The organism is Microbacterium sp. NPDC028030, from assembly GCF_040637855.1.
Taxonomy (GTDB): Bacteria; Actinomycetota; Actinomycetes; order Actinomycetales; family Microbacteriaceae; genus Microbacterium.
In genome coordinates this window covers 1-25,661 of sequence record NZ_JBEZXF010000004.1, presented here as the reverse complement: position 1 = coordinate 25,661, position 25,661 = coordinate 1, and the positions used below count along the sequence as shown (strand labels likewise).

Annotated in this window: 23 protein-coding genes and 1 riboswitch; of the genes, 20 read left to right on the top strand and 3 right to left on the bottom strand. The window is 69.7% G+C overall.

Annotated elements, in window-relative coordinates; genetic code table 11:
* Positions 1-203: 203 nt before the first annotated feature.
* From AB0E56_RS18180 to argH, 15 genes are all read left to right on the top strand, one after another.
* A complete protein-coding gene (locus AB0E56_RS18180; protein ID WP_359801533.1) occupies positions 204-950 on the top strand; it encodes an amino acid ABC transporter ATP-binding protein in 747 nt (248 codons plus the stop codon).
* Between the two features lie 62 nt (positions 951-1,012).
* On the top strand, positions 1,013-1,918 hold the full coding sequence (locus AB0E56_RS18175; protein ID WP_359801320.1) for a glutamate ABC transporter substrate-binding protein: 906 nt from the start codon (positions 1,013-1,015) through the stop codon (positions 1,916-1,918).
* Between the two features lie 60 nt (positions 1,919-1,978).
* Positions 1,979-2,626: an amino acid ABC transporter permease gene (locus tag AB0E56_RS18170; RefSeq protein WP_359801318.1), complete on the top strand. Its 648-nt coding sequence runs from the start codon at positions 1,979-1,981 to the stop codon at positions 2,624-2,626.
* The gene (locus AB0E56_RS18165; protein ID WP_359801316.1) at positions 2,623-3,558 is read left to right on the top strand and encodes an amino acid ABC transporter permease; all 936 of its coding nucleotides are present in this window, start codon (positions 2,623-2,625) and stop codon (positions 3,556-3,558) included. Before AB0E56_RS18170 ends, AB0E56_RS18165 begins: the two co-directional genes overlap by 4 nt.
* 41 nt (positions 3,559-3,599) lie before the next feature.
* On the top strand, positions 3,600-4,640 hold the full coding sequence (pheS, locus tag AB0E56_RS18160) for a phenylalanine--tRNA ligase subunit alpha (protein WP_359801314.1): 1,041 nt from the start codon (positions 3,600-3,602) through the stop codon (positions 4,638-4,640).
* Positions 4,640-7,144, top strand: coding sequence for a phenylalanine--tRNA ligase subunit beta (gene pheT / locus AB0E56_RS18155; RefSeq protein ID WP_359801312.1), 2,505 nt, complete (start codon positions 4,640-4,642; stop codon positions 7,142-7,144). Before pheS ends, pheT begins: the two co-directional genes overlap by 1 nt.
* Positions 7,145-7,258: 114 nt before the next feature.
* The gene (locus tag AB0E56_RS18150; protein ID WP_359801311.1) at positions 7,259-8,224 is read left to right on the top strand and encodes an NAD-dependent epimerase/dehydratase family protein; all 966 of its coding nucleotides are present in this window, start codon (positions 7,259-7,261) and stop codon (positions 8,222-8,224) included.
* A 40-nt stretch (positions 8,225-8,264) separates the two neighbouring features.
* Positions 8,265-8,359, top strand: a riboswitch (TPP riboswitch).
* Positions 8,350-9,198, top strand: a complete 849-nt coding sequence (thiM, locus tag AB0E56_RS18145; RefSeq protein ID WP_359801309.1) for a hydroxyethylthiazole kinase — start codon at positions 8,350-8,352, stop codon at positions 9,196-9,198. Its footprint overlaps the riboswitch before it by 10 nt.
* Entirely contained in the window at positions 9,195-11,345 is a 2,151-nt protein-coding gene (locus AB0E56_RS18140; RefSeq protein ID WP_359801307.1) for a bifunctional hydroxymethylpyrimidine kinase/phosphomethylpyrimidine kinase, read from the top strand. The genes thiM and AB0E56_RS18140 overlap by 4 nt, the downstream gene beginning before the upstream one ends.
* 240 nt (positions 11,346-11,585) lie before the next feature.
* Positions 11,586-12,638 carry an N-acetyl-gamma-glutamyl-phosphate reductase gene (gene argC / locus AB0E56_RS18135; RefSeq protein WP_359801304.1) on the top strand — a complete coding sequence of 351 codons (1,053 nt, stop codon included), beginning with the start codon at positions 11,586-11,588 and terminating at the stop codon, positions 12,636-12,638.
* Positions 12,635-13,792, top strand: a complete 1,158-nt coding sequence (gene argJ / locus AB0E56_RS18130) for a bifunctional glutamate N-acetyltransferase/amino-acid acetyltransferase ArgJ (protein WP_359801302.1) — start codon at positions 12,635-12,637, stop codon at positions 13,790-13,792. Before argC ends, argJ begins: the two co-directional genes overlap by 4 nt.
* Positions 13,789-14,706: an acetylglutamate kinase gene (gene argB, locus AB0E56_RS18125; RefSeq protein WP_359801300.1), complete on the top strand. Its 918-nt coding sequence runs from the start codon at positions 13,789-13,791 to the stop codon at positions 14,704-14,706. Before argJ ends, argB begins: the two co-directional genes overlap by 4 nt.
* Positions 14,703-15,908, top strand: coding sequence for an acetylornithine transaminase (locus tag AB0E56_RS18120; RefSeq protein WP_359801299.1), 1,206 nt, complete (start codon positions 14,703-14,705; stop codon positions 15,906-15,908). Before argB ends, AB0E56_RS18120 begins: the two co-directional genes overlap by 4 nt.
* The gene (argF, locus tag AB0E56_RS18115; RefSeq protein ID WP_359801296.1) at positions 15,905-16,834 is read left to right on the top strand and encodes an ornithine carbamoyltransferase; all 930 of its coding nucleotides are present in this window, start codon (positions 15,905-15,907) and stop codon (positions 16,832-16,834) included. Before AB0E56_RS18120 ends, argF begins: the two co-directional genes overlap by 4 nt.
* The gene (argH, locus tag AB0E56_RS18110; protein ID WP_359801294.1) at positions 16,834-18,264 is read left to right on the top strand and encodes an argininosuccinate lyase; all 1,431 of its coding nucleotides are present in this window, start codon (positions 16,834-16,836) and stop codon (positions 18,262-18,264) included. Before argF ends, argH begins: the two co-directional genes overlap by 1 nt.
* Positions 18,265-18,303: 39 nt before the next feature.
* Here argH and AB0E56_RS18105 read toward each other — a convergent pair whose 3' ends face one another.
* The gene (locus AB0E56_RS18105; RefSeq protein WP_359801291.1) at positions 18,304-18,888 is read right to left on the bottom strand and encodes a DUF1349 domain-containing protein; all 585 of its coding nucleotides are present in this window, start codon (positions 18,886-18,888) and stop codon (positions 18,304-18,306) included.
* Positions 18,889-18,947: 59 nt separating this feature from the next.
* On the opposite strand from AB0E56_RS18105, the gene AB0E56_RS18100 reads away from it, so the two are divergent.
* Both AB0E56_RS18100 and AB0E56_RS18095 read left to right on the top strand, forming a co-directional pair.
* Positions 18,948-19,592, top strand: coding sequence for a SatD family protein (locus tag AB0E56_RS18100; RefSeq protein ID WP_359801289.1), 645 nt, complete (start codon positions 18,948-18,950; stop codon positions 19,590-19,592).
* On the top strand, positions 19,589-20,389 hold the full coding sequence (locus AB0E56_RS18095; RefSeq protein ID WP_359801286.1) for a hypothetical protein: 801 nt from the start codon (positions 19,589-19,591) through the stop codon (positions 20,387-20,389). Before AB0E56_RS18100 ends, AB0E56_RS18095 begins: the two co-directional genes overlap by 4 nt.
* A 1-nt stretch (position 20,390) precedes the next feature.
* Here AB0E56_RS18095 and AB0E56_RS18090 read toward each other — a convergent pair whose 3' ends face one another.
* Entirely contained in the window at positions 20,391-20,750 is a 360-nt protein-coding gene (locus tag AB0E56_RS18090) for a MerR family transcriptional regulator (RefSeq protein ID WP_359801285.1), read from the bottom strand.
* Positions 20,751-20,804: 54 nt separating this feature from the next.
* Between AB0E56_RS18090 and AB0E56_RS18085 the strand changes: the two genes are divergently transcribed.
* The 3 genes from AB0E56_RS18085 to AB0E56_RS18075 are packed head-to-tail and all read left to right on the top strand — an operon-like array spanning position 20,805 to position 23,905.
* Entirely contained in the window at positions 20,805-21,758 is a 954-nt protein-coding gene (locus AB0E56_RS18085; RefSeq protein ID WP_359801283.1) for an aldo/keto reductase, read from the top strand.
* A 38-nt stretch (positions 21,759-21,796) separates the two neighbouring features.
* Positions 21,797-23,098, top strand: a complete 1,302-nt coding sequence (tyrS, locus tag AB0E56_RS18080) for a tyrosine--tRNA ligase (protein ID WP_359801281.1) — start codon at positions 21,797-21,799, stop codon at positions 23,096-23,098.
* A 12-nt stretch (positions 23,099-23,110) separates the two neighbouring features.
* Complete coding sequence (locus tag AB0E56_RS18075) at positions 23,111-23,905, top strand: DUF4184 family protein (protein ID WP_359801279.1); 795 nt, start codon at positions 23,111-23,113, stop codon at positions 23,903-23,905.
* Here the strand turns inward: AB0E56_RS18075 and AB0E56_RS18070 are convergent.
* Positions 23,890-25,227: a CoA transferase gene (locus AB0E56_RS18070; protein ID WP_359801277.1), complete on the bottom strand. Its 1,338-nt coding sequence runs from the start codon at positions 25,225-25,227 to the stop codon at positions 23,890-23,892. The genes AB0E56_RS18075 and AB0E56_RS18070 overlap by 16 nt on opposite strands.
* Positions 25,228-25,661 lie beyond the last annotated feature (434 nt).

The window sequence follows — 25,661 nt, the reverse complement described above, 5'->3', positions numbered from 1 at the left end:
TGAGGGCGATCGCACACGATCGGAGGCCTGCCGCTTCGCTGTCGCTGGGAGTGCAGCAGCAGGATGATCCCGCGGCCCGAGGGGGCGGGCCGTGGGGTGCCCATGCAAGGCAGCATTGGCGCCGCGATCAGGTGATTACGAACGTGTAAATCTCACCGGAGTGCCTGGAACCACGCGTACGACGTGGCTAGTTTGGAGAAATGATGACCTCTGGTACACCCCTCGTCGTTGTCGAGAACGTTCAGAAGCACTACGGCGACTTCCAGGCGCTTGCCGACATCGATCTGACGGTCAACTCCGGTGAGGTCGTCGTCGTGATCGGCCCGTCCGGTTCCGGCAAGTCGACGCTGTGCCGCACGATCAACCGGCTCGAGACCATCACGAGCGGATCCATCCTCATCGACGGCAAGGAACTGCCGGCGGAGGGCAAGGGGCTCGCGCACCTTCGTGCCGACGTCGGCATGGTCTTCCAGTCGTTCAACCTCTTCGCCCACCTCACGATCCTCGAGAACGTGACCCTCGGTCCGATCAAGGTCCGCGGCCTCAAGAAGGCGGACGCCGAGGCCGAGGCGATGATGCTCCTCAAGCGCGTCGGGGTGGACAAGCAGGCCTCGAAGCTGCCGGCACAGCTGTCCGGCGGACAGCAGCAGCGCGTCGCCATCGCGCGTGCGCTCGCGATGCAGCCGAAGGTGATGCTGTTCGACGAGCCGACCAGCGCGCTCGACCCCGAGATGATCAACGAGGTCCTCGACGTGATGGTCGAACTCGCCCATGAGGGCATGACCATGATCGTCGTCACCCACGAGATGGGCTTCGCGCGCAAGGCGGCCGACCGCGTCGTCTTCATGGCCGATGGGCGGATCGTGGAGGAGGCGACTCCCGAGGAGTTCTTCACGCATCCGAAGAGCGACCGCGCGAAGGACTTCCTCTCGAAGCTCCTGACGCACTGAGTTCTGCGCTCAGCCCCCGTACCCCCAAGACCCTGCACACACAGCACACGAAGGAGACGCACATGCGACGCACACGGACACTGGCAGGCATCGGAATCGCTGCGACAGCCCTGCTGGCGCTGACGGCCTGCAACAGCGGCAGCCCGTCGAACCCCGGCAGCACCGACGGCGGTGACGCGGGCGAGGACAGCACCTGGTTCGAGGTCGCGACCGACGTCCAGCTCGAGGGCAGCCCCACATTCGATGCCATCACGGATCGCGACAAGGTCGTCATCGGCGTCAAGGAGGACCAGCCCGGTCTCGGCTACCTCGACGTGACCACCGGTGAGCGCACCGGCTTCGACGTCGACATCGCCCGCTGGATCGCCGCTTCCCTCGGATACGACGAGGACAAGATCGAGTTCAAGCCGATCGCCTCCGCGAACCGCGAGCAGGCGATCGTGAACGGCGACGTCGACTACTACGTCGGCACCTACTCGATCACCGACAAGCGCAAGGAGCAGATCGCCTTCGCCGGTCCGTACTTCATCACGGGTCAGGGCCTCCTGGTCGCCGCCGACAACGAGGACATCAAGAGCGAAGACGACCTGACCGCCGACACCACCGTGTGCTCGGCGACGGGTTCGACCCCGATCCAGAACATCCGCGACAACTATCCGGATGTCCCGACCAAGGAGTTCGACCTGTACTCGGCCTGCGTCGAGGCGCTGCTCTCGGGCGAGGTCCAGGCGGTCACGACCGACCAGGCCATCCTCATCGGCTACGCCGCACAGGATCCCGACAACCTGAAGGTCGTCGGTGAGCCCTTCACAGAGGAGCGCTACGGCGTCGGCCTCGCGAAGGACGACACGGCGCTCCAGGAGCACATCAACACGCTGTTCACCGACGGCGGCGACATCTGGCAGGCGATCTTCGACAAGAACCTCGGATCGTCCGGCATCGAAGTCACCCAGCCGGCCGTCGACTGATCGACCAGAGGGGGCGGCTGCACAGCCGCCCCCTCTCCGAATCCTGAAGGGGAGGGTGGCGTGGACGTCATCTTCGGAAACCTCGATCTGTGGGGCGAGGCGCTCAAGAACACGCTGATCATCTTCTTCGGCGGTGGGCTGCTGGCGCTCGTCCTCGGGATCATCGTCGGAGCGGCGCGCGTCTCGCCGGTGCCGATCGCGCGCGGGGTCGGCACGGTGTACGTGAACCTGATCCGCAACACCCCGCTGACCCTCGTCTTCTTCTTCTTCATCTTCGGCTACCCGCAACTCGGGCTGCCGAAGCTCAGCACCACGGTGCTCGGCATCCTCGCGATCGGCATCTACACCGCCACCTACGTCGCCGAGGTGCTGCGCGCCGGCATCAACACCGTCCCGGTCGGGCAGGCGGAGGCCGCGCGGGCGATCGGTCTGCCGTTCGGGCAGGTGATGACCCTCGTCGTCCTCCCGCAGGCCTTCCGCTCCGTCGTCCCTCCCATGATGAGCGTGTTCATCGCGCTCCTGAAGAACACGACCGTCGCCGCAGGCTTCTCCATCGTCGAGCTCGGCGCCGTCCGGTCGTACCTCAGCGAACGCGGTGAGAACGCGCTCGCTGTCCTGCTCTGGGTCGCCGTGATCTTCGTCGCTCTCGTCCTGCTCCTCAGCTGGCTTCAGCGGTATCTCGAGAACAAGTGGAGGATCGCGCGATGACTTCCGTCCTGTACGACGTCCCCGGCCCGAAGGCGATCCTGCGCAACCGTCTGATCGGTGTCGCGACGGTCGTCGTGGTGCTCGCGCTGCTGGGCTTCATCGGCTACCGCTTCTACGAGAGCGGGCAGTTCGACGCGTCTCGCTGGTACGTGTTCACCTTCAGCGCGGTGTGGGAGCAGATCTTCGGCGCACTCGGGCGCACGCTCGCCGCCTTCGGGCTCGCTGCGGTCCTGAGCATCGCGCTGGGCTTCGTGCTCGCCATCGGCCGCATGTCGGAACATGCGTGGGTGCGCGTTCCGGTCACCGTGATCACGGAGTTCTTCCGGGCCGTCCCTGTGCTCGTCTTCATGATGCTGCTCTACTACGGGCTCCCCGTCATCGGCGTCAAGATGGATCCGTACTGGGCCGTGGTGCTGGCGCTCATGGCGTACAACGGCTCGGTCCTCGCAGAGGTGCTCCGCGCCGGAGTCGAATCGCTGCCCCGGGGGCAGAAGGAGGCCGGCTACGCGATCGGTCTGCGCAAGAGCGGCGTGATGCGCTTGATCCTGCTCCCGCAGGCGATCCGCGCGATGCTGCCGGTCATCGTCGCGCAGCTGGTCGTGACGATGAAGGACACCGCGCTCGGGTTCATCATCACGTACCCGGAACTGCTGTACTTCGCGAAGCAGCTCACCTCGCAGCAGGGGCGTCCGGTGCTCCAGTCCGCCTTCGTGATCGGCGGCATCTACATCATCATGTGCCTGATCCTCTCCGGCATCGCCAAATGGCTCGAGATCCGCACGAGGCGCTCTCCGCGGCTCAAGGGGTACACCCCGGACGCCGGCGGCGGCGACCCGCGGATCCACGGCGACTCCACGGTCACCGAGGTCATCGCGCTGCAGCGGGGCGCAGGCAAGTTCGACGGGACGAGCGGCGGTCCTGCTCCGCTCTGACCGCACGGTGACGCGGTGCAGCCCCGGTAGACTCGATTCTCGTGTCAGAGTCTCCTGAAATCACCCCGGAAGCGGTCGAAGCCGCCGTCGCCGACGCCCTCGCGGCGATCGCGGCCGCAGCCGACACCGCAGAGCTGAAAGCAGCGCGTGCCGCCCATGTGGCCGAGGGATCGCCGCTCGCGGTCCTCAACGCCTCGATGCGCCAGGTCGCGCCAGAGAACAAGGCAGCGTTCGGCAAGCTCGTCGGCCAGGGGCGTGGGCAGGTCACCCAGGCGCTCGCCGCCAAAGAGGCCGAACTCGCCGCCCAGGAGGTCGCGGTGCGGCTCGAGGCGGAGCGCGTCGACATCACCGCCCTCCCGTCGCGCACCCGCGTCGGCGCCCGTCACCCGCTCACGCTGCTCCAGGACCAGGTGTGCGACATCTTCGTGGGCATGGGTTGGGAGATCGCGGAGGGACCGGAGCTCGAGCACGAGTGGTTCAACTTCGACGCCCTGAACTTCGACGTCGACCACCCCGCGCGTCAAGAGCAGGACACGTTCTACGTCGACCCGACCTCACGCCACCTCGTGATGCGCACGCACACGAGCCCGGTGCAGGTGCGTTCGATGCTCGACCGCGAGGTGCCGATCTACGTGCTCTGCCCCGGCCGTGTCTACCGCACCGACGAGTTCGACGCGACGCACCTCCCGGTGTTCACGCAGTTCGAAGGCCTCGTGATCGACAAGGGCATCACGATGGCGCATCTCAAGGGCACGCTCGACCACTTCGCGCGCCAACTGTTCGGACCGGAGGCGAAGATGCGCTTCCGCACGAACTACTTCCCCTTCACCGAGCCCTCCGCCGAGCTCGACCTGTGGCACCCGACCTTCAAGGGCGGCGCCCGCTGGATCGAGTGGGGCGGCTGCGGCATGGTCAACCCGAACGTGCTGCGTGCGGCGGGGATCGACCCCGAGGAGTACAGCGGCTTCGCGTTCGGCATGGGCATCGAGCGAGGACTCATGTTCCGCAGCGACGTGCAGGACATGCGCGACATGGCAGAAGGCGACGTCCGATTTAGCGAGCAGTACGGGATGGTGGTGTGATGCGCGTCCCGCTTTCGTGGTTGCGTGAATACGTCGATGTGTCAGCGGATACCACGCCGGAGGATGTCCTCGCGGCGCTGGTGACCGTCGGCTTCGAAGAGGAGGACATCCACCGCTTCGACATCACGGGTCCCGTCGTCGTCGGCCAGGTCGTCTCGCTCGAGGCCGAGCCGCAGTCCAACGGCAAGACCATCAACTGGTGCCAGGTCGATGTGGGCGAAGCGCACGGCGGCGTCCGCGGGATCGTCTGCGGCGCCCACAACTTCGTCGCCGGGGACAAGGTCGTCGTGACCCTCCCCGGTGCGGTGCTGCCCGGCCCGTTCCCGATCGCCGCGCGCAAGACCTACGGTCACGTGTCCGACGGCATGATCGCCTCGGCACGTGAGCTGGGCCTCGGCGACGAGCACAACGGCATCGTCGTGCTGTCGGACCTCGGCATCGACGCACCCGTCGGCACCGACGCGATCGCCCTGCTGGGCCTGGACGACGTGGCGGTCGAGATCAACGTCACGCCAGACCGCGGTTATGCCTTCTCCCTGCGCGGCGTCGCCCGTGAGTACGCGCACGTCACGGGGGCGGCCTACCGCGACCCCGCGGAGCGCGACTTCGCCGAGCTGCAGCCGGGCACGGGACACACCACCGTCGTCGACGACACCGCGCCGGTGCGCGGTCGCGTCGGCGCGAGTGAGTTCGTGACGCGCGTCGTCCGGGACGTCGATCCGTCGCGCCCCACTCCGCCCTGGATGATCGCGCGCCTCAGCCTCGCCGGCATGCGGTCCCTCGGTGTGCTCATCGACATCACCAACTACGTCATGCTCGAGCTCGGCCAGCCCTTGCACGGCTACGACCTCGACAAGCTCGCCGGCGGCATCACGGTGCGCCGTGCGACGGCGGGGGAGAAGATGACCACGCTCGACGGCGTGGAGCGGGAACTGCATGTCGAAGACCTGCTCATCACCGACGAATCGGGGCCCATCGGTCTCGCCGGCGTCATGGGCGGCGGCACCACGGAGATGGGCGACACGACGAAGAACGTGCTCATCGAGGCGGCGACCTTCGACCCGACGACCATCGCCCGCACCGCGCGCCGACACAAACTGCCGAGCGAGGCCTCCAAGCGGTTCGAGCGCGGTGTCGACCCGCTCATCCCGTTCGTGGCCGCCCGTCGTGCCGCCGACCTCATGGTCGAGCTCGCCGGTGGGACGCTCACGGACGAGGGCGGAGCACTGTTCGCCGAGATCTTCGTCCCCGAGATCGAACTGCCCGCCGAGTTCGTGCCGGAGCTCATCGGGGTCGACTACACCGACGAGGAGATCCTCGGTGCGTTGACGACGGTCGGAGCCGAGGTCTCGGACACGGACGGCGGCTGGACCGTGATCCCGCCGACCTGGCGACCCGACCTGACCGACAAGTGGACGCTCGCCGAGGAGGTCGCTCGCATCCACGGGCTCGAGCGCATCCCGTCGGTCCTGCCCACCCCGCCCTCCGGACGCGGCCTCACCGCGCATCAGCAGGGTCGACGCCGCGTGGCCGATGCCCTGGCCGCTGCCGGACTCGTGGAGACTCCGGCCTTCCCGTTCACGACCGAGGCGCAGAACGACCTCCACGGCTCCGCGACGGGCGAGCACCTGCCGAGCATCCGTCTGGCGAACCCGCTCGACGGACAGGCCCCGTATCTGCGTCGCTCGCTGATCCCCGGGCTGCTGCAGACCGCGCACCGCAACATCTCGCGGGGGCTCGTCGACCTCGCGATCTTCGAGACCGGCGTCGTGTTCGTCCCCGAGCCCGGCGTCGAGTACGGCACCGACGACGTTCCGCCGCTGGGGGCACGTCCGTCCGACGAGACCCTCGCCGCGCTGAACGCATCGATCCCGCCGCAGCATCGACACATCGCGGCTGTGCTGACCGGACACATCGCGCCGCGCCAGCCCGGCCGCCCCGCCGAGGCTGCGGGGATCGTCGAGGCCTTGGACGCGGTCCGGGTGATCGCTGCCGCTGCGGGCGTCGACATCGACGTCGTGCAGTCAGAGCGTGCCGCCCTCCACCCCGGTCGGACGGGCTCGCTCCTGGTCGCCGGCGAAGAGGTCGGCTACGTCGGCGAACTCCACCCCGCGGTCGCGGAGGACGCAGATCTCCCCGGACGCGCGACCGTCTTCGAGCTCGACCTGGATCGTGTGCTCACGCTCGCGAGCGGTCGGGTCGTCGCCGCCTCGCTGTCGACCTTCCCTGCGGCGACGCAGGACGTCTCTCTCACGCTCCCGGCCGACGTGGCCGCCGCGGATGTCCAGGCGGCGCTCGCCGAGGGCGCCGGTGCGCTTCTGGAGGCCGTGCGACTCGTCGACGACTACCGTGGCGAGGGCGTGCCGCAGGGGTCGAAGAGCCTGACCTTCGCCCTGCGCTTCCGCGCCGATGATCGCACGCTCACCGCGGCCGAAGCGACAGCGGCCAAGCTCGCCGGTGTCGAGGTGGCTGCGCAGCGCTTCGGGGCCGCCCTGCGCGACTGAACCCGGCACAGAGTGCGCGGCGCCCCGGACGGGTGCCGCGCACTTTCGCGTGGAAGGGCTCCGCTCTGAGCGGAGCCTCTTCCCCTGACGCCTCGTCGCTGGTGTTATGAGGTCATGACGGATGTGCTGATCCTCGGAGGGACCGGATGGCTGTCGGGGAGGGTCGCTGCGCACGCCCTCGGGGCAGGGGCGACGGTGACGTGCCTGGCCCGCGGCGAGCGGCCGGCGCCGCCGGGGGCGAGCCTCGTCCTCGCCGACCGCGAGGACGAAGACGCCTACGACGTCGTGTCACGGACGGAGTGGGACCACGTCGTCGATGTCTCGTCCCGGGCGGATCACGTCTCCGCGGCGGTGAGCGCTCTCCACGACCGCGCCGCGCGATGGACCTACGTGTCGTCGATGTCGGTGTACCGGGACGACGAGACCAGCGGCGCGGACGAGTCGGCTCCGCGGCTCCCCGCGGCCCAGCAGGAGGACGACGACTACGGCCCCCAGAAGGTCGCGGCGGAGGACGCGGTGATGGCGGGTCTCGGCGACCGGTCGCTGATCGTGCGTCCTGGTCTCATCGTCGGAGAGGGCGACCCGAGCGACCGCTTCGGCTACTGGGCGGCGGCGTTCCTGAGAGCGCCGGACGAGCCCGTGCTGGTTCCGCCTCTCGAGTCACGTTCGGCGCAGGTCATCGACGTGGACGATGCGGCCGCGTTCATCGTGTCGGCCGAGGTCACCGGAGCCGTGAACGCGATCGGCGAGGTGCACGGTCTGGCCGAGGTGATCCGGACCGTGCGCGATGCCGCGGGCCACACCGGGCCGATCGTCGTCGGCACGGAGGAACGTCTCGTCGCCGAGGGCGTCGCGTACTGGTCAGGGCCGCGATCGCTGCCCCTGTGGCTGCCGCCCGAGATGACCGGGTTCATGACCCGCTCGAACATGCGGTACCGACAGAACGGCGGCACCCTCTGCTCCCTCGCCGACACGGTGGAGCGGGTGGTGGCGGACGAGCGCGAACGCGGCGTCGATCGCGGTCGGCGCGCGGGACTCACCAGGGCGGAGGAGCGCGCGCTGCTCGACGCTTTCGCCTGAGCGTCGCGAACGGTCGGTCGTGGCTCATCGCTAGACTGCCAGCAGTGACACGGGGTGCCGCGACCTGCGGCTGAGAACAGACCCGTCGAACCTGATCTAGTTCGTACTAGCGAAGGGATGTCGCGATGAGCGATCTTCTGCGTCCTGAAACCACCATCGACCTCGCCGACGGGGCTGCCGCACTGTTGGAGGTGCTGCGCGCGGCGCCCCCGTTGACCCACTGCATCACGAACGCGGTCGTCACGGGCTTCACCGCCAACGTGCTGCTGGCTCTGGGAGCCGCTCCCGCCATGGTCGACATCGTCGACGAGGCAGGCATGTTCGCGGGTGTCGCCTCCGGGTTGTTGATCAATCTGGGGACGCCCACTCGGGAACAGCGCGCCGCGAGTCGAGAGGCGGTCGCCGGTGCCACCGCATCCGGGACGCCGTGGGTGCTCGACCCCGTAGCCATCGGCGCCCTCCCGGTGCGCACGGCGCTCGCGCACGAGCTCGTCGAACAGCGCCCGACCGCGGTCAGGGGCAACGCCTCCGAGATCCTCGCCCTCGCCGGACTCAGCGCCGGTGGCCGCGGGGTGGACTCCACGGACAGCACCGAGGCCGCCGCCGATGCCGCCGTCTCCCTCGCGCGCCGGACGGGCGCGGTGGTCGCGGTCTCGGGGCCGATCGACTTCATCACCGACGGTGCGCGGACACTGCGCGTGGCCAACGGGCATGAGCTTCTGACGCGGGTCACGGGCGGAGGGTGCGCTCTCGGTGCAGTGATGGCTGCTTTCCTCGGGGCCGCCGGGGCCACGGAGCACGACGATCTCACGGCCGTCGCCGCCGCCGGTCTCGTCTACACGGTGGCGGCCGAACGGGCTGCCGCGACCTCCTCCGGTCCCGGCAGCTTCGCCGTCGCGCTGCTGGACGCGCTCGCCGCGGTGACCGCCGAGGACATCAGGGCGGCCGCGCGCGTCGAGGTCGTCGCGCTGTGATCGCCGACCTGTCGCTGTACCTCGTCACGGATCCCGACCTCTGCAGTCGACGAGGCGTGATCGAGACCGTCCGGCGCGCCGTCGACGGCGGCGTGCGCATCGTGCAGTTGCGGGACAAGACCGCGACGGATGCCGAGACTGTCGAGCAACTGCTCGCGCTGTCCGCAGTCATCGACGGGCGGGCGCTCCTCGTGGTGAACGACCGTCTCGACGCCGCCGTGGCCGCCCGCGCACGCGGAGCCAGGGTCGACGGAGTGCACGTCGGGCAGAACGATGCGTCTGTGCTCCGTGCGCGCGAGGTTCTGGGGCCGGATGCGCTGATCGGTCTCACCGCGAACAGCACCGTCCACCTCGAGGCCGTTCGCGCGCTCCCCGAGGGCACGGTCGACTACCTCGGCGTCGGCGTCATCCGCCCCACGGCCACCAAGCCGGACCACCCCGCACCGCTCGGCATCGAGGGGTTCCGGGAGTTCGCTGCCCGCTCACCGCTGCCGTGCGTGGCCATCGGCGGCGTCGGCATCGACGACACGGAACACCTCAGCGCTGCCGGAGCGGCCGGGCTCGCCGTGGTCTCCGCGCTGTGCACCGCCGAGGATCCGGCAGCCGCAGCGGCCGAGTTCCGCAAGCGGTGGCTCGCCGCGTCCGTGCCGCGGGTGCTGAGCATCGCCGGCAGCGACCCCTCAGGAGGCGCGGGTATCCAGGCCGACCTGAAGTCGATCGCGGCGAACGGCGGATACGGGATGGCGGTCCTGACGGCGCTCACTGCGCAGAACACCCGCGGCGTGCGTGCGGTGCACGTGCCCCCGGTGGACTTTCTCCGCTCGCAGCTCGAGGCGGTGTCGGACGACGTCGTGATCGACGCCGTGAAGATCGGGATGCTCGCCGACGCCTCGGTGATCCGGACGGTCGCAGCCTGGCTCGATGCCGTCCGTCCGCCCGTCGTCGTGCTCGATCCCGTCATGGTCGCCACCTCGGGCGACAGGCTGCTGGAGCCGGATGCCGAGCGGGAACTGCATGCGCTGCTGAGTCGGGCGACCCTCATCACCCCGAACCTCGCCGAGCTCGCGGTGCTGTCCGGCCGCGCGACCGACGACTGGGCCGAGGCCGTGTCGGCCGCGGAGCAGCTGTCCGACCAGGTCGGGGTCGCTGTCCTCGTCAAGGGTGGGCACCTCGGCGGGGAGCATGCGCCGGACGCGCTGCTGGATGTCCGCAGGGGACTGCGCCGGGAGTTCACGGGTCCCCGCATCCCGAGTCGGAGCACACACGGCACCGGCTGCTCGTTGTCATCCGCCCTCGCGACCCGGCTTGCTCGCGGCGACACCCCGGAAGACGCCGTCCGCGCCGCCAGGTCCTGGCTGCGCGAGTCGCTCCATGCGGGGAAGTCGCTGCGCGTCGGCGGAGGTAACGGACCGATCAGCCATTTCGCGGGACTCTGGCGTCGCGGCGGCACGGAGGCGCCGGGGGACGCCGCCGACATCGTCGCGTCGTGGTGGCGGGACACGGCGGAGATCCGCGCCGACATCGACGATCTGCCCTTCATCCGCGCGCTCGCCGACGGGACCCTGGAGCGCCGACCGTTCCTGTCGTACCTCGCGCAGGATGCGCTCTACCTGCGGGAGTACGCGCGTGTCCTCGCCGAGGCCTCGCGCCTTGCGCCCACCTCGGCGGAGCAGGCCTTCTGGGCCGAGTCCGCGCGCAGCTCGATCGCGGGCGAGCTGGAGCTGCACGCGTCCTGGCTGACGCCGGCGCAGGGCGTGAGCGCCGCGACCTTCGCCGCGGAACCGGATGCCACGACGACGGCGTACCTCGATCATCTCCGCTCCATCGCGTTCGGCGGCGACTACGCGGAGATCGTCGCTGCGGTCCTTCCGTGCTTCTGGCTGTACACGGACCTCGGGCGCCGCCTGCACGCAGGGGAGTTCGGCGACTATGCCAAGGACCCGGAGCATCCCTTCGCGTCCTGGCTCGCGACCTATGCGGATCCGGCGTTCGAAGGCGCGACCCGCACCGCGATCGCCTATGCGGGCGCGGCTGCAGCATCGAGCAGCGCCGATGCCGCGGAGCGGATGCGTCGGGCGTTCACGACGTCGAGCGCGCACGAGCGCGCCTTCTTCGCCGCGCCGATGGAGTCGCAGCGCCCCGCATGACGGGCCGGATTTGCGGTGGTGGCCGAGCCCGCGCTACTGTCGCGACATGCCTTCGGCCGCCACCGCTCCTTCGACGCTCGCTCCGAGCGTCATCGCTGTGCGCCGACGCCGCGGCCGCCGACTCTAGGCGACCCCGCCCTTCTGCCTGCGCATGCGCGGCGGTCGAGTGCCGGTGTCGCCGCCTCCGGCCCCGCCCCCGGTCCTCCCATCGCGGAAGGACCCGACCGTTAAGGTAGAAGCATGACGTATTCCGTCGCCGTGTCCGGCGCATCCGGCTATGCGGGAGGCGAGATCCTCCGCCTCCTGGCCGATCACCCCGACATCGAGATCCGCACCGTGACGGCGCACTCGAACGCCGGTCAACCGCTCATCGATCACCAGCCGCATCTGCGCTCGCTCGCCCACCTCACCCTGCAGGACACCACGCCGGAGACCCTCTCCGGCCACGACATCGTGTTCCTCGCCCTCCCGCACGGCCAGTCCGGGCAGTACACCGACGCGCTCGGCGATGCACCCCTGGTGATCGATGCGGGTGCCGACCACCGGCTCACGTCGTCCGCCGCCTGGGACGCGTTCTACGGCGGGGAGTTCCACGAGCCGTGGACCTATGGCGTCCCGGAGCTTCTCGTCGCAGGGACGAAGCAGCGCGAGCACCTCCGTGCGGCCACCCGCATCGCGGCGCCGGGTTGCAACGCGTCCACCGTGAGCCTGAGCCTGGCCCCCGGGGTCGCCGCCGGGGTGATCGACCCCTCCGACATCGTCTCCGTCCTGGCGGTCGGACCCTCCGGTGCCGGCAAGAGCCTCAAGCCGAACCTGCTCGCGAGCGAGATCCTCGGCTCGGCGAACCCCTACGCGGTCGGCGGTACGCATCGCCACATCCCCGAGATCCGTCAGGCGCTCGCTGCGGCATCCGGTGCGGACGCCGACGGCATCCGGATCTCGTTCACCCCGGTGCTGGTCCCGATGTCGCGGGGGATCCTCGCGACCTCGAGCGCGCCGATCGTCGAGGGCGCGTCGGACGAACAGATCCGCGCCGCCTGGCAGGACGCCTACGGCGAGGAGACCTTCGTGCAGCTGCTCCCAGAGGGGCGCTTCCCGCGCACGGCCGACGTGCTCGGGGCGAACACCGCGCTGATCGGCCTCGCGATCGATCGCGCCGCGAACCGCGTGACGGTCGTGACCGCCGTCGACAACCTCGTCAAGGGCACCGCCGGCGCTGCCATCCAATCCATGAACATCGCGCTGGGCCTTCCCGAGACCCGCGCCCTCTCAGTGAACGGAGTCGCCCCGTGAGCGTCACCGCCCCCGTAGGATTCGAGGCGGCCGGTGTGGCCGCAGGGCTCAAGTCCACCGGCAAGCCCGATGTCGCCGTCGTCGTCAACCGAGGTCCGCGCAAGGTCGGTGCCGCCGTGTTCACGAGCAACCGCGCCAAGGCGAACCCCATCATCTGGTCGCAGCAGGCCGTCGCCGACCGTGTGGTCGAGGCCGTCGTCCTCAATTCCGGAGGGGCGAACTGCTTCACGGGGAGCTTCGGGTTCCAGACGACGCATCAGACCGCCGAGAAGGCGGCAGAGCTCCTCGGGGTCAGCGCCGGTGATGTCCTGGTGTGCTCCACGGGGCTCATCGGTACCGGCGACGAGGTCTTCCGCGCCAAGGTTCTGGACGGCACGGCGCAGGCGATCGCCGAGCTCAGCCCGGACGGCGGAGACTCGGCCGCTCACGCCATCATGACCACGGACACCGTCGCCAAGACGGCGGTCGTGCAGCGGGACGGCTGGACCATCGGCGGGATGGCGAAGGGCGCGGGGATGCTCGCGCCCGGTCTCGCGACGATGCTCGTCGTGATCACGACCGACGCCGTGCTCGAGCCCCTCCAGGCCGACGAGGCGCTGCGCCGTGCAACGGGGAAGACCTTCGACCGGCTCGACTCCGACGGCTGCATGTCCACCAACGATCAGGTGACCCTGCTCGCGAACGGCGCATCCGAGGTCGTGCCCGATCTGGACGACTTCGCCGCCGCCCTCACCGAGGTGTGCCAGGAGCTGGCCGTGAAGCTGCAGGGCGATGCCGAGGGCGCGAGCCACGACATCACGATCGAGGTGCAGCAGGCGGTCTCGGAGCAGGAAGCCGTCGAGGTCGGACGCTCCGTCGCGCGGAACAACCTGTTCAAGGCCGCGATCTTCGGCAACGACCCGAACTGGGGCCGAGTGCTCGCCGCGATTGGCACCACCGGCGCGCAGTTCGACCCGTACGACGTCGACGTGTGGATGAACGGCGTGCGCGTCTGCACGGCGGGCGGCCCCGACCGTCCGCGCGACGAGGTCGATCTGACCCCCCGTGCCATGCACCTGGTGATCGACCTGAGGGCGGGAGACGCGACAGCGACCGTCCTCACGAACGATCTCACCCACGATTACGTGCACGAGAACAGCGCCTACGCCTCATGACCGACATCCAGGACACCACTCCGGACATCGCCGCGCAGAAGGCGACGACGCTGATCGAGTCGCTGCCGTGGCTGAAGAAGTTCCGCGACCAGATCGTCGTCGTCAAGTACGGCGGGAACGCCATGGTCTCGGACGAGCTGCAGGAGGCGTTCGCGCAGGACATCGCCTACCTCCGCTACGTCGGCGTCCAACCGGTCGTGGTGCACGGCGGCGGCCCGCAGATCTCGAACATGCTCGAGCGCCTCGAGATCCCCAGCGAGTTCAAGGGCGGCTACCGCGTCACCAACACCGAGGCGATCAGCGTCGTGCGCATGGTGCTCACCGGACAGGTGAACCCGCAGCTCGTGTCGAAGATCAACTCGCACGGGCCCATCGCCACGGGACTCAGCGGGGAAGACGCCGGGCTCTTCGGCGGACGTCGTCGCGGAGTCGTGATCGATGGCGAAGAGGTCGACCTCGGCCGGGTCGGCGATGTCGTCGAGGTCGATCCGACGCCCGTGCTCGATCACCTCGCCTCCGGTCGCATCCCGGTGGTGTCGAGCATCGCGCCGGACCTCGACCATCCTGGGCAGTCGTTGAACGTCAACGCCGACGCGGCCGCTGCGGCACTCGCCGTCGCCCTGAAAGCCCGCAAGCTCGTGATCCTCACGGACGTGCCCGGGCTCTATGCCGACTGGCCCAACCGCGACTCGCTCGTGTCGCATCTCACGTCGGAGGCGCTCGTCGAGATGCTGCCGACGCTCGAGTCGGGGATGATCCCGAAGATGCGCGCGTGTCTCGACGCGGTCGAGGGCGGCGTCGACGCGGCCGCGATCATCGACGGGCGGGTGCCGCACTCGGTGCTCGTCGAACTTTTCACCAGCAAGGGAATCGGGACCGAAGTGGTCCTGGGAGCGAAGGGAGCGACGGCATGACCGTCTGGCAGGACGACGCGGCACGTGATCTCGTGCTCAACGCGGGGGAGCGGCTCGCGCTGCTGGTCCGCGGTGAGGGCTCGTACCTGTGGGATGCCGACGGCCGACGCCACCTCGACTTCCTCGCCGGCATCGCCGTCACCTCTCTCGGTCACGCCCACCCGGCGTTCGTCGCCGCGGTGTCGACGCAGGCGGCCACGCTCGCGCACGTGTCGAACTACTTCGCCACGCCTCCGCAGCTCGCGCTCGCCGCGCGACTCAAGCGCCTCGCGGGGGCCGGCATCGACGGACGGGTGTTCTTCTCCAACTCGGGCGCCGAGGCCAACGAGGCCGCGTTCAAGCTCGCCCGCCTCCACGGCGGTGCCGAGCGGCCGCGCATCCTCGCGCTGGAGAACGGCTTCCACGGACGCACCATGGGCTCGCTCGCCCTCACCGCGAAGGAGTCGATGCGCGCGCCGTTCGCGCCGATGCCGGGCGGCGTCGAGCACATCCCCGCCACCATCGAAGCGCTCGAGACCGCGATCGACGACCGTGTCGCCGCGGTCATCGTGGAGCCCATCCAGGGCGAGGCCGGCGTCGTCGAGCTGCCGGACGGGTACCTCGCGGCCGCGCGGTCGCTGACCCTCGCGCACGGCGCCCTCCTGATCGTGGACGAGATCCAGACCGGCGCCGGGCGCACCGGTCAGTGGTTCGGTTTCAGCCACGAGGGCATCACGCCCGATGCCATCACCCTCGCGAAGGGCATCGGCGGAGGCTTCCCGATCGGGGCGCTGGTCACCTACGGTGCGGCCAGCGCGCTGTTCACCCCGGGTTCGCACGGCTCGACCTTCGGTGGCAACCCGCTGGCGACCGCCGTCGCGGACGCCGTGCTCGCCGAGATCGAGAGCGCAGGACTCGTCGAGAACGCCGCGCGCCGCGGGGCAGAACTGCGCGAGATCCTGCTCGACATCGACTCCCCGCTCATCGAGGGCGTGCGCGGGCGGGGCCTCCTCGTCGGCGTCGCCCTCAGCCAGCCGGTCGCGGGTGCGGTCGTCGCCGCCGCGCAAGAGCGCGGCCTCATCGTCAACGCCGCCAACCCCGAGACCGTGCGCATCGCTCCGGCTCTCACCATCGGCGACGCCGAGCTCGCCGAGTTCCGCGAGCTGTTCACCGCCGCCCTCGCCGATGTCCAGGCCTCTGTCGCCGGAAAGGTATCCGCATGACCCGCCACCTCCTTCGGGACGACGACCTGACCCCCGCCGAGCAGGCGGAGATCCTCGATCTCGCCCTCGAGCTGAAGAAGGACCGGTGGGCCGACAAGAGCCTCGCCGGTCCGCAGACGGTCGCGGTCATCTTCGACAAGTCCTCCACGCGTACCCGCGTCTCGTTCGCGGTGGGCATCGCCGATCTCGGGGGATCGCCCCTGATCATCTCGACCGCGAGCAGCCAGCTCGGCGGCAAGGAGACCCCGTCGGACACCGCCCGCGTGCTGGAGCGCCAGGTCGCGGCCATCGTGTGGCGCACCTACGCGCAGTCCGGACTCGAGGAGATGGCCGCGGGCACCCGGGTCCCGGTCATCAATGCGTTGTCCGATGACTTCCACCCGTGCCAGCTGCTCGCCGATCTGCTGACGATCCGCGAGCACAAGGGCGACCTGAAGGGCCTCACGCTCACGTTCTTCGGCGACGGCCAGAGCAACATGGCGCACTCCTACGCGCTTGCCGGCGTGACCGCGGGTATGCACGTGCGCATCGCCTCCCCGGAGGACTACGCGCCCCGCGCCGACGTCATCGAGGCGGCCGACCGCCGCGCCGCCGAGACGGGCGGCTCGATCACGCTCTTCACCGACGCGGTCGAGGCCGCGGCCGGCGCCGACGTCGTCGTCACCGATACCTGGGTCTCGATGGGCAAGGAGGAGGAGAAGATCGCGCGTATCCGTGATCTCGGCGGCTACAAGGTCACGCCCGAGACCATGACGCTCGCCGATCCCGAGGCGATCTTCATCCACTGCCTCCCGGCGGATCGCGGCTACGAGGTCGACTCCAGCGTGATCGACGGTCCGCAGAGCGTCGTGTGGGACGAGGCCGAGAACCGCCTGCACGCGCAGAAGGCCCTGCTGGTCTGGCTCCTCGGCAAGAAGGACGCGTGATGGCCGACTCGACCCACGAAGGCACCAACGAGGGAGCGCTCTGGGGCGCCCGCTTCGCCACCGGCCCGGCACCCGAGCTGGTCGAGCTCAGCCGGTCCACGCACTTCGACTGGATCCTGGCGCCGTACGACATCGCCGGGTCCCACGCACACGCCACGGCGCTCGAGGCCGCAGGTTACCTCGAACCCGACGAGGCGCGGCGGATGCACGAGGGACTCGACGCCGTCGCCCGCGCGGTGGCCGACGGAACACTGCGCCCCGTGCCGACGGATGAGGACGTGCACGGTGCGTTGGAGCAGGCGCTGATCGCCGAGCTCGGACCGGAACTGGGGGGACGACTCCGGGCCGGACGCAGCCGCAACGACCAGATCGCCACGCTGGTGCGGATGTACCTGATCGACCACGCTCGCGTGATCGCGCGCGACATCCTGCGGGTGATCGATGCGCTGGTCGCTCAGGCAGAGGCGCATCCCGAGGCGATCCTGCCCGGCCGCACCCACTTGCAGCACGCGCAGCCCGTGCTTCTCGCGCACCATCTCCAGGCCCACGGCTGGCCGCTGGTGCGCGAGCTCGAGCGCCTGGTGGACTGGCGTCGCCGTGCCGGTGTCTCGCCGTACGGTGGGGGAGCCCTCGCCGGCTCGACTCTCGGTCTCGACCCCGCGCTCGTCGCGACGGAGCTGGGCCTCGATCGCCCGGCCGAGAACTCGCTCGACGGTACCGCCGCCCGTGACGTCGTCGCCGAGTTCGCGTTCATCACGGCGATGACCGGCGTCGACATCTCGCGGCTCTCCGAGGAGATCATCCTCTGGAACACCCGGGAGTTCGGCTTCGTGACGCTCGACGACGGGTATTCCACGGGGTCCAGCATCATGCCGCAGAAGAAGAACCCCGACATCGCGGAGCTCGCCCGCGGCAAGTCGGGGCGCCTGATCGGCAACCTCTCCGGGCTGATGGCCACGCTCAAGGGCCTCCCGCTCGCGTACAACCGCGACCTGCAGGAGGACAAGGAGCCTGTCTTCGACTCGGTGCAGACCCTCGAGGTCGTGCTTCCCGCATTCGCCGGGATGATCGCGACGCTCCGTTTCGACACGGCGCGGATGGCGGAGCTGGCCCCGCAGGGCTTCTCGCTCGCGACGGACGTCGCCGAGTGGCTGGTCAAGCGGCGGGTGCCCTTCCGCGATGCGCACGAGATCTCCGGCGCGCTCGTGCGTGCGTGCGAAGAGCAGGGGATCGGTCTGGAGGATGCCTCCGACGAGCTGTTGCTGTCCGTGTCGCCGCACCTCGTGCCCGAGGTGCGTGAAGTCCTCACGATCGAGGGGTCCGTGGCCTCACGGACCGGCGTCGGCGGGACGGCTCCGGTCCGCGTCGCCGAGCAGCGCGCCGAACTCGTCGCGCGCGCGCAGGCCGCCGCCCACGCGCTCGGTCTGTAACCCGCTTCGTCGAGTCGGGGGATCGGGTCCCGCAGCGGATCAGTGCAGCTCGGTGTCAGCCGCGGTTCGCTCCCACCGTGTGAAGCGAACCGTCAGACCGGCGCGGGTGGGTGCGGCCAGGAACGGTCCGGCGGAGGCGGCTGCCTGGCCGTCGAACGGGGCGACCCTGACCAGCCTCCAGGCGCCGTCGTCCGCGCGGGCCCGCACGATCAGGGCGTCCGACCACCGGCTCACTCGCATGGTGATCTCGCTGTCACGCCACTCGTCCACCTGGCCGACCGACCAGTCCGAGCGTCCGGCGGTCACCACGGCGCCGAGTCCGAGATGGTCGTCGGCGTACTCCACACCCGTCTTCGCCCAGTGCTCGTCATCGATGCGGACGAAGATGCCCGCCTGGTCGAACTGTCCGTCCCAGGGGGCGCGGAACGACACCTCCATCGCCTCGCCCACTCGGAGGGGCGCGAGGAGTGCGTGTTCGGAGTCGTGCACGAAGCCGTAGGCGGTGTGGCGCCACGCATCGCTTCCCTCGACCGCGGTCGCATCCAGGTGCTCGGCGACGGTGAGGGCTGCAGGGGCGTGGGTCCAGGTCCCGTCGGTCCACGGGATCATGCGTGATTCAGGCATATTTCCATTCCATAACCATATACGGCATAACTCAGAGATATTCGTGATAAGGTTATCGCATGGTCATCGCCGTCATCGCCGACATCGTCGGGTCCCGTGAACTGAGCGATCGCGGAGAAGCTCAGCGGATCCTCGACGAGACCATCGCGCAGGTCGAACATGACCTCCCCCTCGCGGTGCACCCGCTCACACCCACGGTGGGAGACGAGCAGCAGGCCGTCTACGGTGCCCTCCCTGACGCCCTCGCATCGCTCCTGATGATCCAGCTGCGGCTGCCGGACGGGATCGCCTTCCGGTTCGGTCTCGGCATCGGGAAGGTCACCGCGGTCGAGTCGGTGCACGGCGAACTCGCCGACGGGCCGGGCTGGTACGCCGCACGGGCCGCGATCGAGACCGTCCACTCCCGCGAGCAACGCGCCGTTCCCCGCACCCGCACCTGGATTGTCGGTGCTCCGGGGCAGGATGAGGTCATGGAGACCACCGTCGCCGCATCCAACGCCTATCTGCTCGTCCGAGACGAACTGGTCGGCGCGATGAGCGCCCGCGAGCGGCGTCTCACCTACGGCCGGGCGGTCGGTCGGTCCCAGCAGGAGCTCGCGGCGCAGGAGCAGATCTCTCAGCCGAGTGTCTCGAAGTCCCTGCGCAGCGCCGGAGCCGCCGCTCTCCTCGAAGGCCTCGAAGCGCTGAGGGGGGAGAAGGCATGATCGTCGCCGGGTTCATCCTGCTCGCCATCGGAGCCGCCGACCTCGTGCGGCAGTTCGTCCCCCGACGATGGATCGGATATGTCGCAGCAGCGGCCGTCGTCATCCTCCTCGGCATCGGCGGTGACGCGTTGCTCGCGGCGCTCCTCGGTCTCGCGGTCGGCGTCCTCTGGGTCTGGAGCATGCCGGATGAGGGACCGTCGCGCGCCGGATTCTGGCCGGCGGTCGTCCTCGCGGCGGTGAGCGTCGGGTCCGTACTCTGGGCCGGAGCTCGACCGGAAGCCGGGCTCATCGGCGAACTGTGGAGTCTGCGCTCGCCGTTCGGCGTAGTGGAGTTCGATCTCGCCGTGCTCGCGCTCGGTGCCGGCGTGTTCCTCCTCGAGTCGTCGAACCTCGTCGTGCGCGCGGCGCTCGACGGTGAGCACACCTGGCGTCCTGCCGATCCCGCACTGCCCGCCGCGCAGCCGTCCGTCGATCCCGCACCTGCCGACCCTGCTCCCGTGCTCGACACCGCGCCGACCGTCGCCGCCACCGCGCCCCGGGCCGACCCTCGGAACGGATTCAAGGGAGGACGCCTCATCGGGCCCCTGGAGCGCGTCCTGGTCATGATCCTCACGCTCGCCGCCGCCTATCCCGTGCTGGCCGCGATGCTCGCGGCGAAGGGAATCGTGCGGTTTCCGGAGATCTCGCGAGACGGCGACACGGGCGCCAGGGCCGAGTACTTCCTCGTCGGCAGTCTCGTGAGCTGGGTGATCGCGCTCGGCGCCGCCTTCCTCGTATGGTGGGCCGCGCACAGCTGAATCAGTCGAGCTGCCCCCGGTACCAGGTCAGCTTCTCCGAGAGCCGGCGCTGCTGCGCGAGCACCTCGGCCAGCTGACGCTCCACCGTCTCCGCGTGCTCCTCCAAGAGCGCGATCCGCTCGGGGATCGTGTCTTCGCTCCGGCAGAGCTGGCCGTAGCGGCGCAGTCGTTCCACCGGCATGCCCGTCTCCCGCAGGCACTTGAGGAATTCCAGGAGGCCGAGCTCGGTGTCCGTATAGGCGCGATGCCCGCCCGCCGTGCGCGGAACCGCCGGGAGGATCCCCTCGCGCTCGTAGTAGCGCAGCGTGTCGATGCTGAATCCCGAGCGTGCCGCCGTCTCCGCGGGGGTGTAGGTCGTCATGGCGTCGATCCTAGGCCTTGACCTGGAGCGCGCTCCAGGTTGCAGGCTGAACCCATGACCGTTCAGAACACCCCTGCTTCCCCCCTCGTCCTCGGCGCCATGTCCTTCGGGACGCTGGTCGACGAAGACGCCTCGTTCGCCCTGCTGGATCGTTTCGTCGAACGCGGCGGCGTCTGGATCGACACCGCAGACTGCTACAGCTTCTGGGCGAGCGACACCGGGCACGGAGGGGAGTCAGAGGCAGTGATCGGCCGCTGGCTCGCCGCGCGTCCCGGCATCCGCAGCCAGGTGCACCTCTCCACCAAGGTCGGCGCGGAGCCGCTGTGGCCCGGCTCCTGGCCGGAGCACCGCACGGGACTCTCGCCGCGCGCGATCCATCAGGCGATCGAGGGCAGCCTCGAACGTCTCGGCGTCGAGGCCGTCGATCTCCTCTGGCTCCACCAGGAGGACCGCACCGTACCGATCGAGCAGACGGTCGACGGCCTCGCATCGCTGACCTCGAGCGGGGTCGTCCGACGCGTCGGAGCGTCCAACCACCCGGCGTGGCGGATCGAGCGGGCGCGGGCGCACGCCGCATCCATCGGCAGCATCCCGATCGACGCCTTCCAGCTGAACGGCACATACTTGCGGGTCCGCCCTGGCACACTGCCTCCAGGGGTGATCCACCCGTTCGGGGTCCTGAGCGACGAGCAGCGCGACTTCGCCGCCGCGAACGGGCTGGAGACCTGGGTGTATACGCCGCTGCTGTCCGGTGCGTACGACAACGCGGCCAAGCCGGTGCCCGACGTGTATGAGCACCCGGGAACGAGACAGCGACTCGCGGTCCTCACCCGGATCGCCGATCGCCGCGGTGTGCAGCGCGGACAGATCGTTCTGGCATGGCTGCTCGCGCAGGGCATCCGTCCGATCCTCGGCGGCAGCAAGATCACCCAGCTGGACCTCGCCCTCGACGCGGTGCACATCGAGCTCAGCGCAGAGGAACGGGACGAGCTCGACGCACCAGCGTGAGGCGGGAAGGGCGTTCGCGCGCTGATAGCCTGGAGCGCGTGTCAACTCCCGCTCTGACGACCGCGACGCCGGCGATCGACCCCACGTTCGAGAACGTGTGGGACGAACTCGTATGGCGCGGCCTCGTCCACGTGTCCACCGACCAGGAGGCGCTGCGCGCCCTGCTCGCGGGAGACCCCATCACGTATTACTGCGGGTTCGACCCGACGGCGCCGAGCCTGCACCTGGGGAACCTGGTGCAGCTGCTGACGTTGCGCCGCATCCAGCTGGCCGGCCACAAGCCGCTCGGCCTGGTCGGCGGCTCCACGGGGCTCATCGGTGACCCTCGCCCCACGGCCGAACGCACACTGAACACGCGCGAGACGGTCGCGGAGTGGGTCGACCGGCTGCGTGGCCAGGTCGAGCGCTACCTCAGCTTCGAGGGCGAGAACGCGGCCCGCCTCGTGAACAACCTCGACTGGACGGCGCCCCTCAGCGCGATCGACTTCCTGCGCGACATCGGCAAGTACTTCCGGGTCGGCACGATGCTCAAGAAGGACGCGGTGGCGGCGCGGCTGAACTCCGACGAGGGCATCAGCTACACCGAGTTCAGCTACCAGATCCTGCAGGGCATGGACTACCTCGAGCTGTACCGCCAGTACGACTGCGTGCTGCAGACCGGCGGCTCGGATCAGTGGGGCAACCTCACCAGCGGCACGGATCTCATCCGGCGCGCGGAGGGTGCATCGGTGCACGCGATCGGCACGCCGTTGATCACCAACAGCGACGGTACGAAGTTCGGCAAGAGCGAGGGCAACGCGATCTGGCTCGACGCCGAGATGTGCAGCCCGTACCGGATGTACCAGTTCTGGCTCAGTACGGCGGACAACGACGTGATCGAGCGGCTGAAGGTGTTCACCTTCCTGAGTCGCGCCGAGATCGAGGAGTACGCGTCTCTCGTGGAGACCGAGCCGTTCCGTCGTGCAGCCCAGAAGCGCCTCGCGCTCGAGGTCGTCGCGACGGTGCACGGCATCGAGGCGACGGCGGCAGTGATCGCGGCCTCCGAGGCGCTGTTCGGGCAGGGAGACCTCACGGCACTCGATGCGGACACGCTCCGCACCGCGCTGGAGGAGTTGCCGAACGCGACGGTCGCGGCCGATGCTCCGGTGGTCGAGGCGCTCGTCGCCACGGGTCTCGTGGCGAGCCTGTCAGAGGCCCGACGAGCGATCGGCCAGGGCGGCGTCACTCTCGACGGAGAACGCGTCGAAGACGACTCGGCGACGATCCGAGGAACTTTGCCGGGCGGAGTCTCCGTGCTCCGCCGAGGCAAGAAGACCCTCGCCGGCGTCTTCCTCGCCTGAGTCGTCGACGGCATGCCGTTCACTCCGAGCCACGCGGTCGTCGCGCTGCCCTTCGTCCGCACACCCCTGGTGCCTGCGGCGATCGCGATCGGAGCCATGACGCCGGACCTGCCTCTGTTTCTCCGCGGGGTGGGTCTGAACTACGCGTTCACCCACACCTTCGGCAACGTCGTCTGGACCGCGCTGGGGGCGTTCGTGCTGTTCATGCTATGGCGCGTCGTGCTGCGGCCTGCTGTGCCCGAGCTGGCGCCGGCGTGGCTCGCCCGCCTGCTGCCGACGGAATGGGGCGACCGGGGGATGATCGCAGCCGGGAAAGCTGTCGGGGTGGGGGCGAAGCGCTCGTACCCGGTGCTCCTCGCGGTGTCGCTGCTGCTCGGGGTGCTCTCGCACATCGTCTGGGACCTCTTCACGCATGAGGGTCGGTGGGGTGTGGAGCTCTTCCCCGGACTCGACGCGATGTGGGGCCCGTTGCCCGGATTCAAGTGGCTCCAGCACGGATCGAGCGTGATCGGTCTCGCCGTGATCGGGGTGTACGCGCTGTTCTGGCTGCGCGGTCGACCTGCGCGGGCCGATGTCGAGCAGTCGCTTCCCGGCGTCGTGCGCGTCGCGTGGTGGGTGTCGCTGCTCGTGATCCTCGTCGGCGCCTGGGTCTGGGGACTCGTGGCGCTCGGGCCACTGGATGCGCAGTTCACGGTGCAGCACCTCGCCTACCGGGTGCTTCCCCCGGCGTGCGCGCTCTGGGGTGCGTTGACCCTCGTGCTGTGCGTCGTGATATCGCTGCGCGGCGGTCGTCACCAGACGGGCTGATCCCGGCCCCACGGGCGCGGCGCGGCGAAGTCGAAGCCGCTCAGTGCGGGCTTCGATGTCACGAGTTCATGCCCATCCACGACGAAGCGGGCGAGGTGGGGGCGTGGATCGAACGCGGTCTCGGGTTCGGGCTCTCGAACGCGCGCCATGCCCAGGAGCTCCGCGGCGACCCGGCGCAGCGAGGTACGGACCCGCCATGTTCCTCCCTCGACGGCGCGACGTCGCACGAGCGCCGTCACAGCCGCGGCGAGGAGATATCCGGCGCTGTGGTCGAGTGCCTGCGCGGGGAGGACGCCCGGCGTCTCGGCGTCCCGCGATTCGATGAGTGCGATGCCGGACTCCGCCTGCACGAGGCTGTCGAAGCCCGCCCGATGGTGGTGCTCCGCGCCCCACGCGCTGAGCTGAGCGATCACCATGCCGGGGTATCGGAGAGCGAGGTCATCCGGATCCAGTCCGAGCCGAGCGAGTGCGGCGGGACGGTATCCCAGCACCACGGCGTCGGCCTCGCCGAGCAGTTCGTGGATCCGCGAGACACGGGCATCGAGCACCGCGGAGCGCTTGCCCTGACCGGTGTCGAGGTGCTGCCACTCCGGCTCCCGGAGGTGAGGGGGGTCGATGCGCAGCACGTCCGCGCCGAGCAGGGCGAGCGTGCGTGTGCAGACAGGTCCGGCGATGACCCTGGTCAGGTCGAGAACCCGGAGGCCCCGCAGGGGGAGGTGGGGCTGGTCCTCGGGAATGCGCCGTGGCGGACGAACCGGGGCGGGGAACCGGACGATGTCGAGGACGGGAGTGTCCCTCAGTGCGCGGTCTTCAACCGGACGCTCGGTCTGAACGGGAACGGCGAGCCCGCCGGCCGCCGTGACCGCGGAGAGGACATCCGCCTGTGTCCGTCGCTCGATCGCGAGGCGCACGGCGTCGGCGTCGGCGTCGGAGGCGAGCCGCAGGCCGCGGAGCAGGGCCGCCGCGTGATGAGGGTAGTTCCCGTGGGTGCGGATCCAGCCGTCGTCCGTGCGCCAGAAGCCCGAGTAGGGCGACCACACCGGGGGAGCGGTGCCGTCGATCTCCAGATACCTGTCGCTGCGGTAGGCGACGGCGACGCGATGCGGGTCGATCGTGTCGGGCGTCCGGCCGGCGGCGATCTGCGCGGCAGCGACGCAGGTCCAGGCCAGCTCTCCGGTGGCGAGGCGCGAGGGGAGGGGGACGTGGCGCCCGCCGTCGCGGGTCACACCGCGGGCGGGGAGTCCGATCTCCCCCAGGATCCGCGCGAGCAGGGAGGCGCCGGATCCTCGAACGGGGGAGGGCACGACGGGGGACGATGACATGGCGCGATCGTACTCCGAGCAGGCACCGTCGCCCGAAACCTGCGCTGATCCGGCCGAAACCGCACGCAGGGAGTCCGCGACACGCCCGGGGGGTGCGGCCCGATTTGCCAGAACCCCGGAATCCACGTAACTTATTACTTGTTCGCCCCACAGGGAAGCGGAGGAGCCGAGAGCTTCACCCCCCTCAAGCGGAGAACCACTCCCACACATCCTTCTCTCTTGAGAGATCAGACGCTTGCGTCTAGGATGGGAGATCCACCCCTTCTGCGGCTGTCAAAGGCTGCGCAGCGGATCACTGATTCGCCGGGCGCGTCGATTTGACAAGCGAGACAGGGTGGCTAAGATAGAGAAGTTGCCCTGCGGGCCTGGTTGTGATGGCTGGGTCGTGGGAGCATCCGATCCTTGAGAACTCAACAGCGTGCACTTGTCAAATG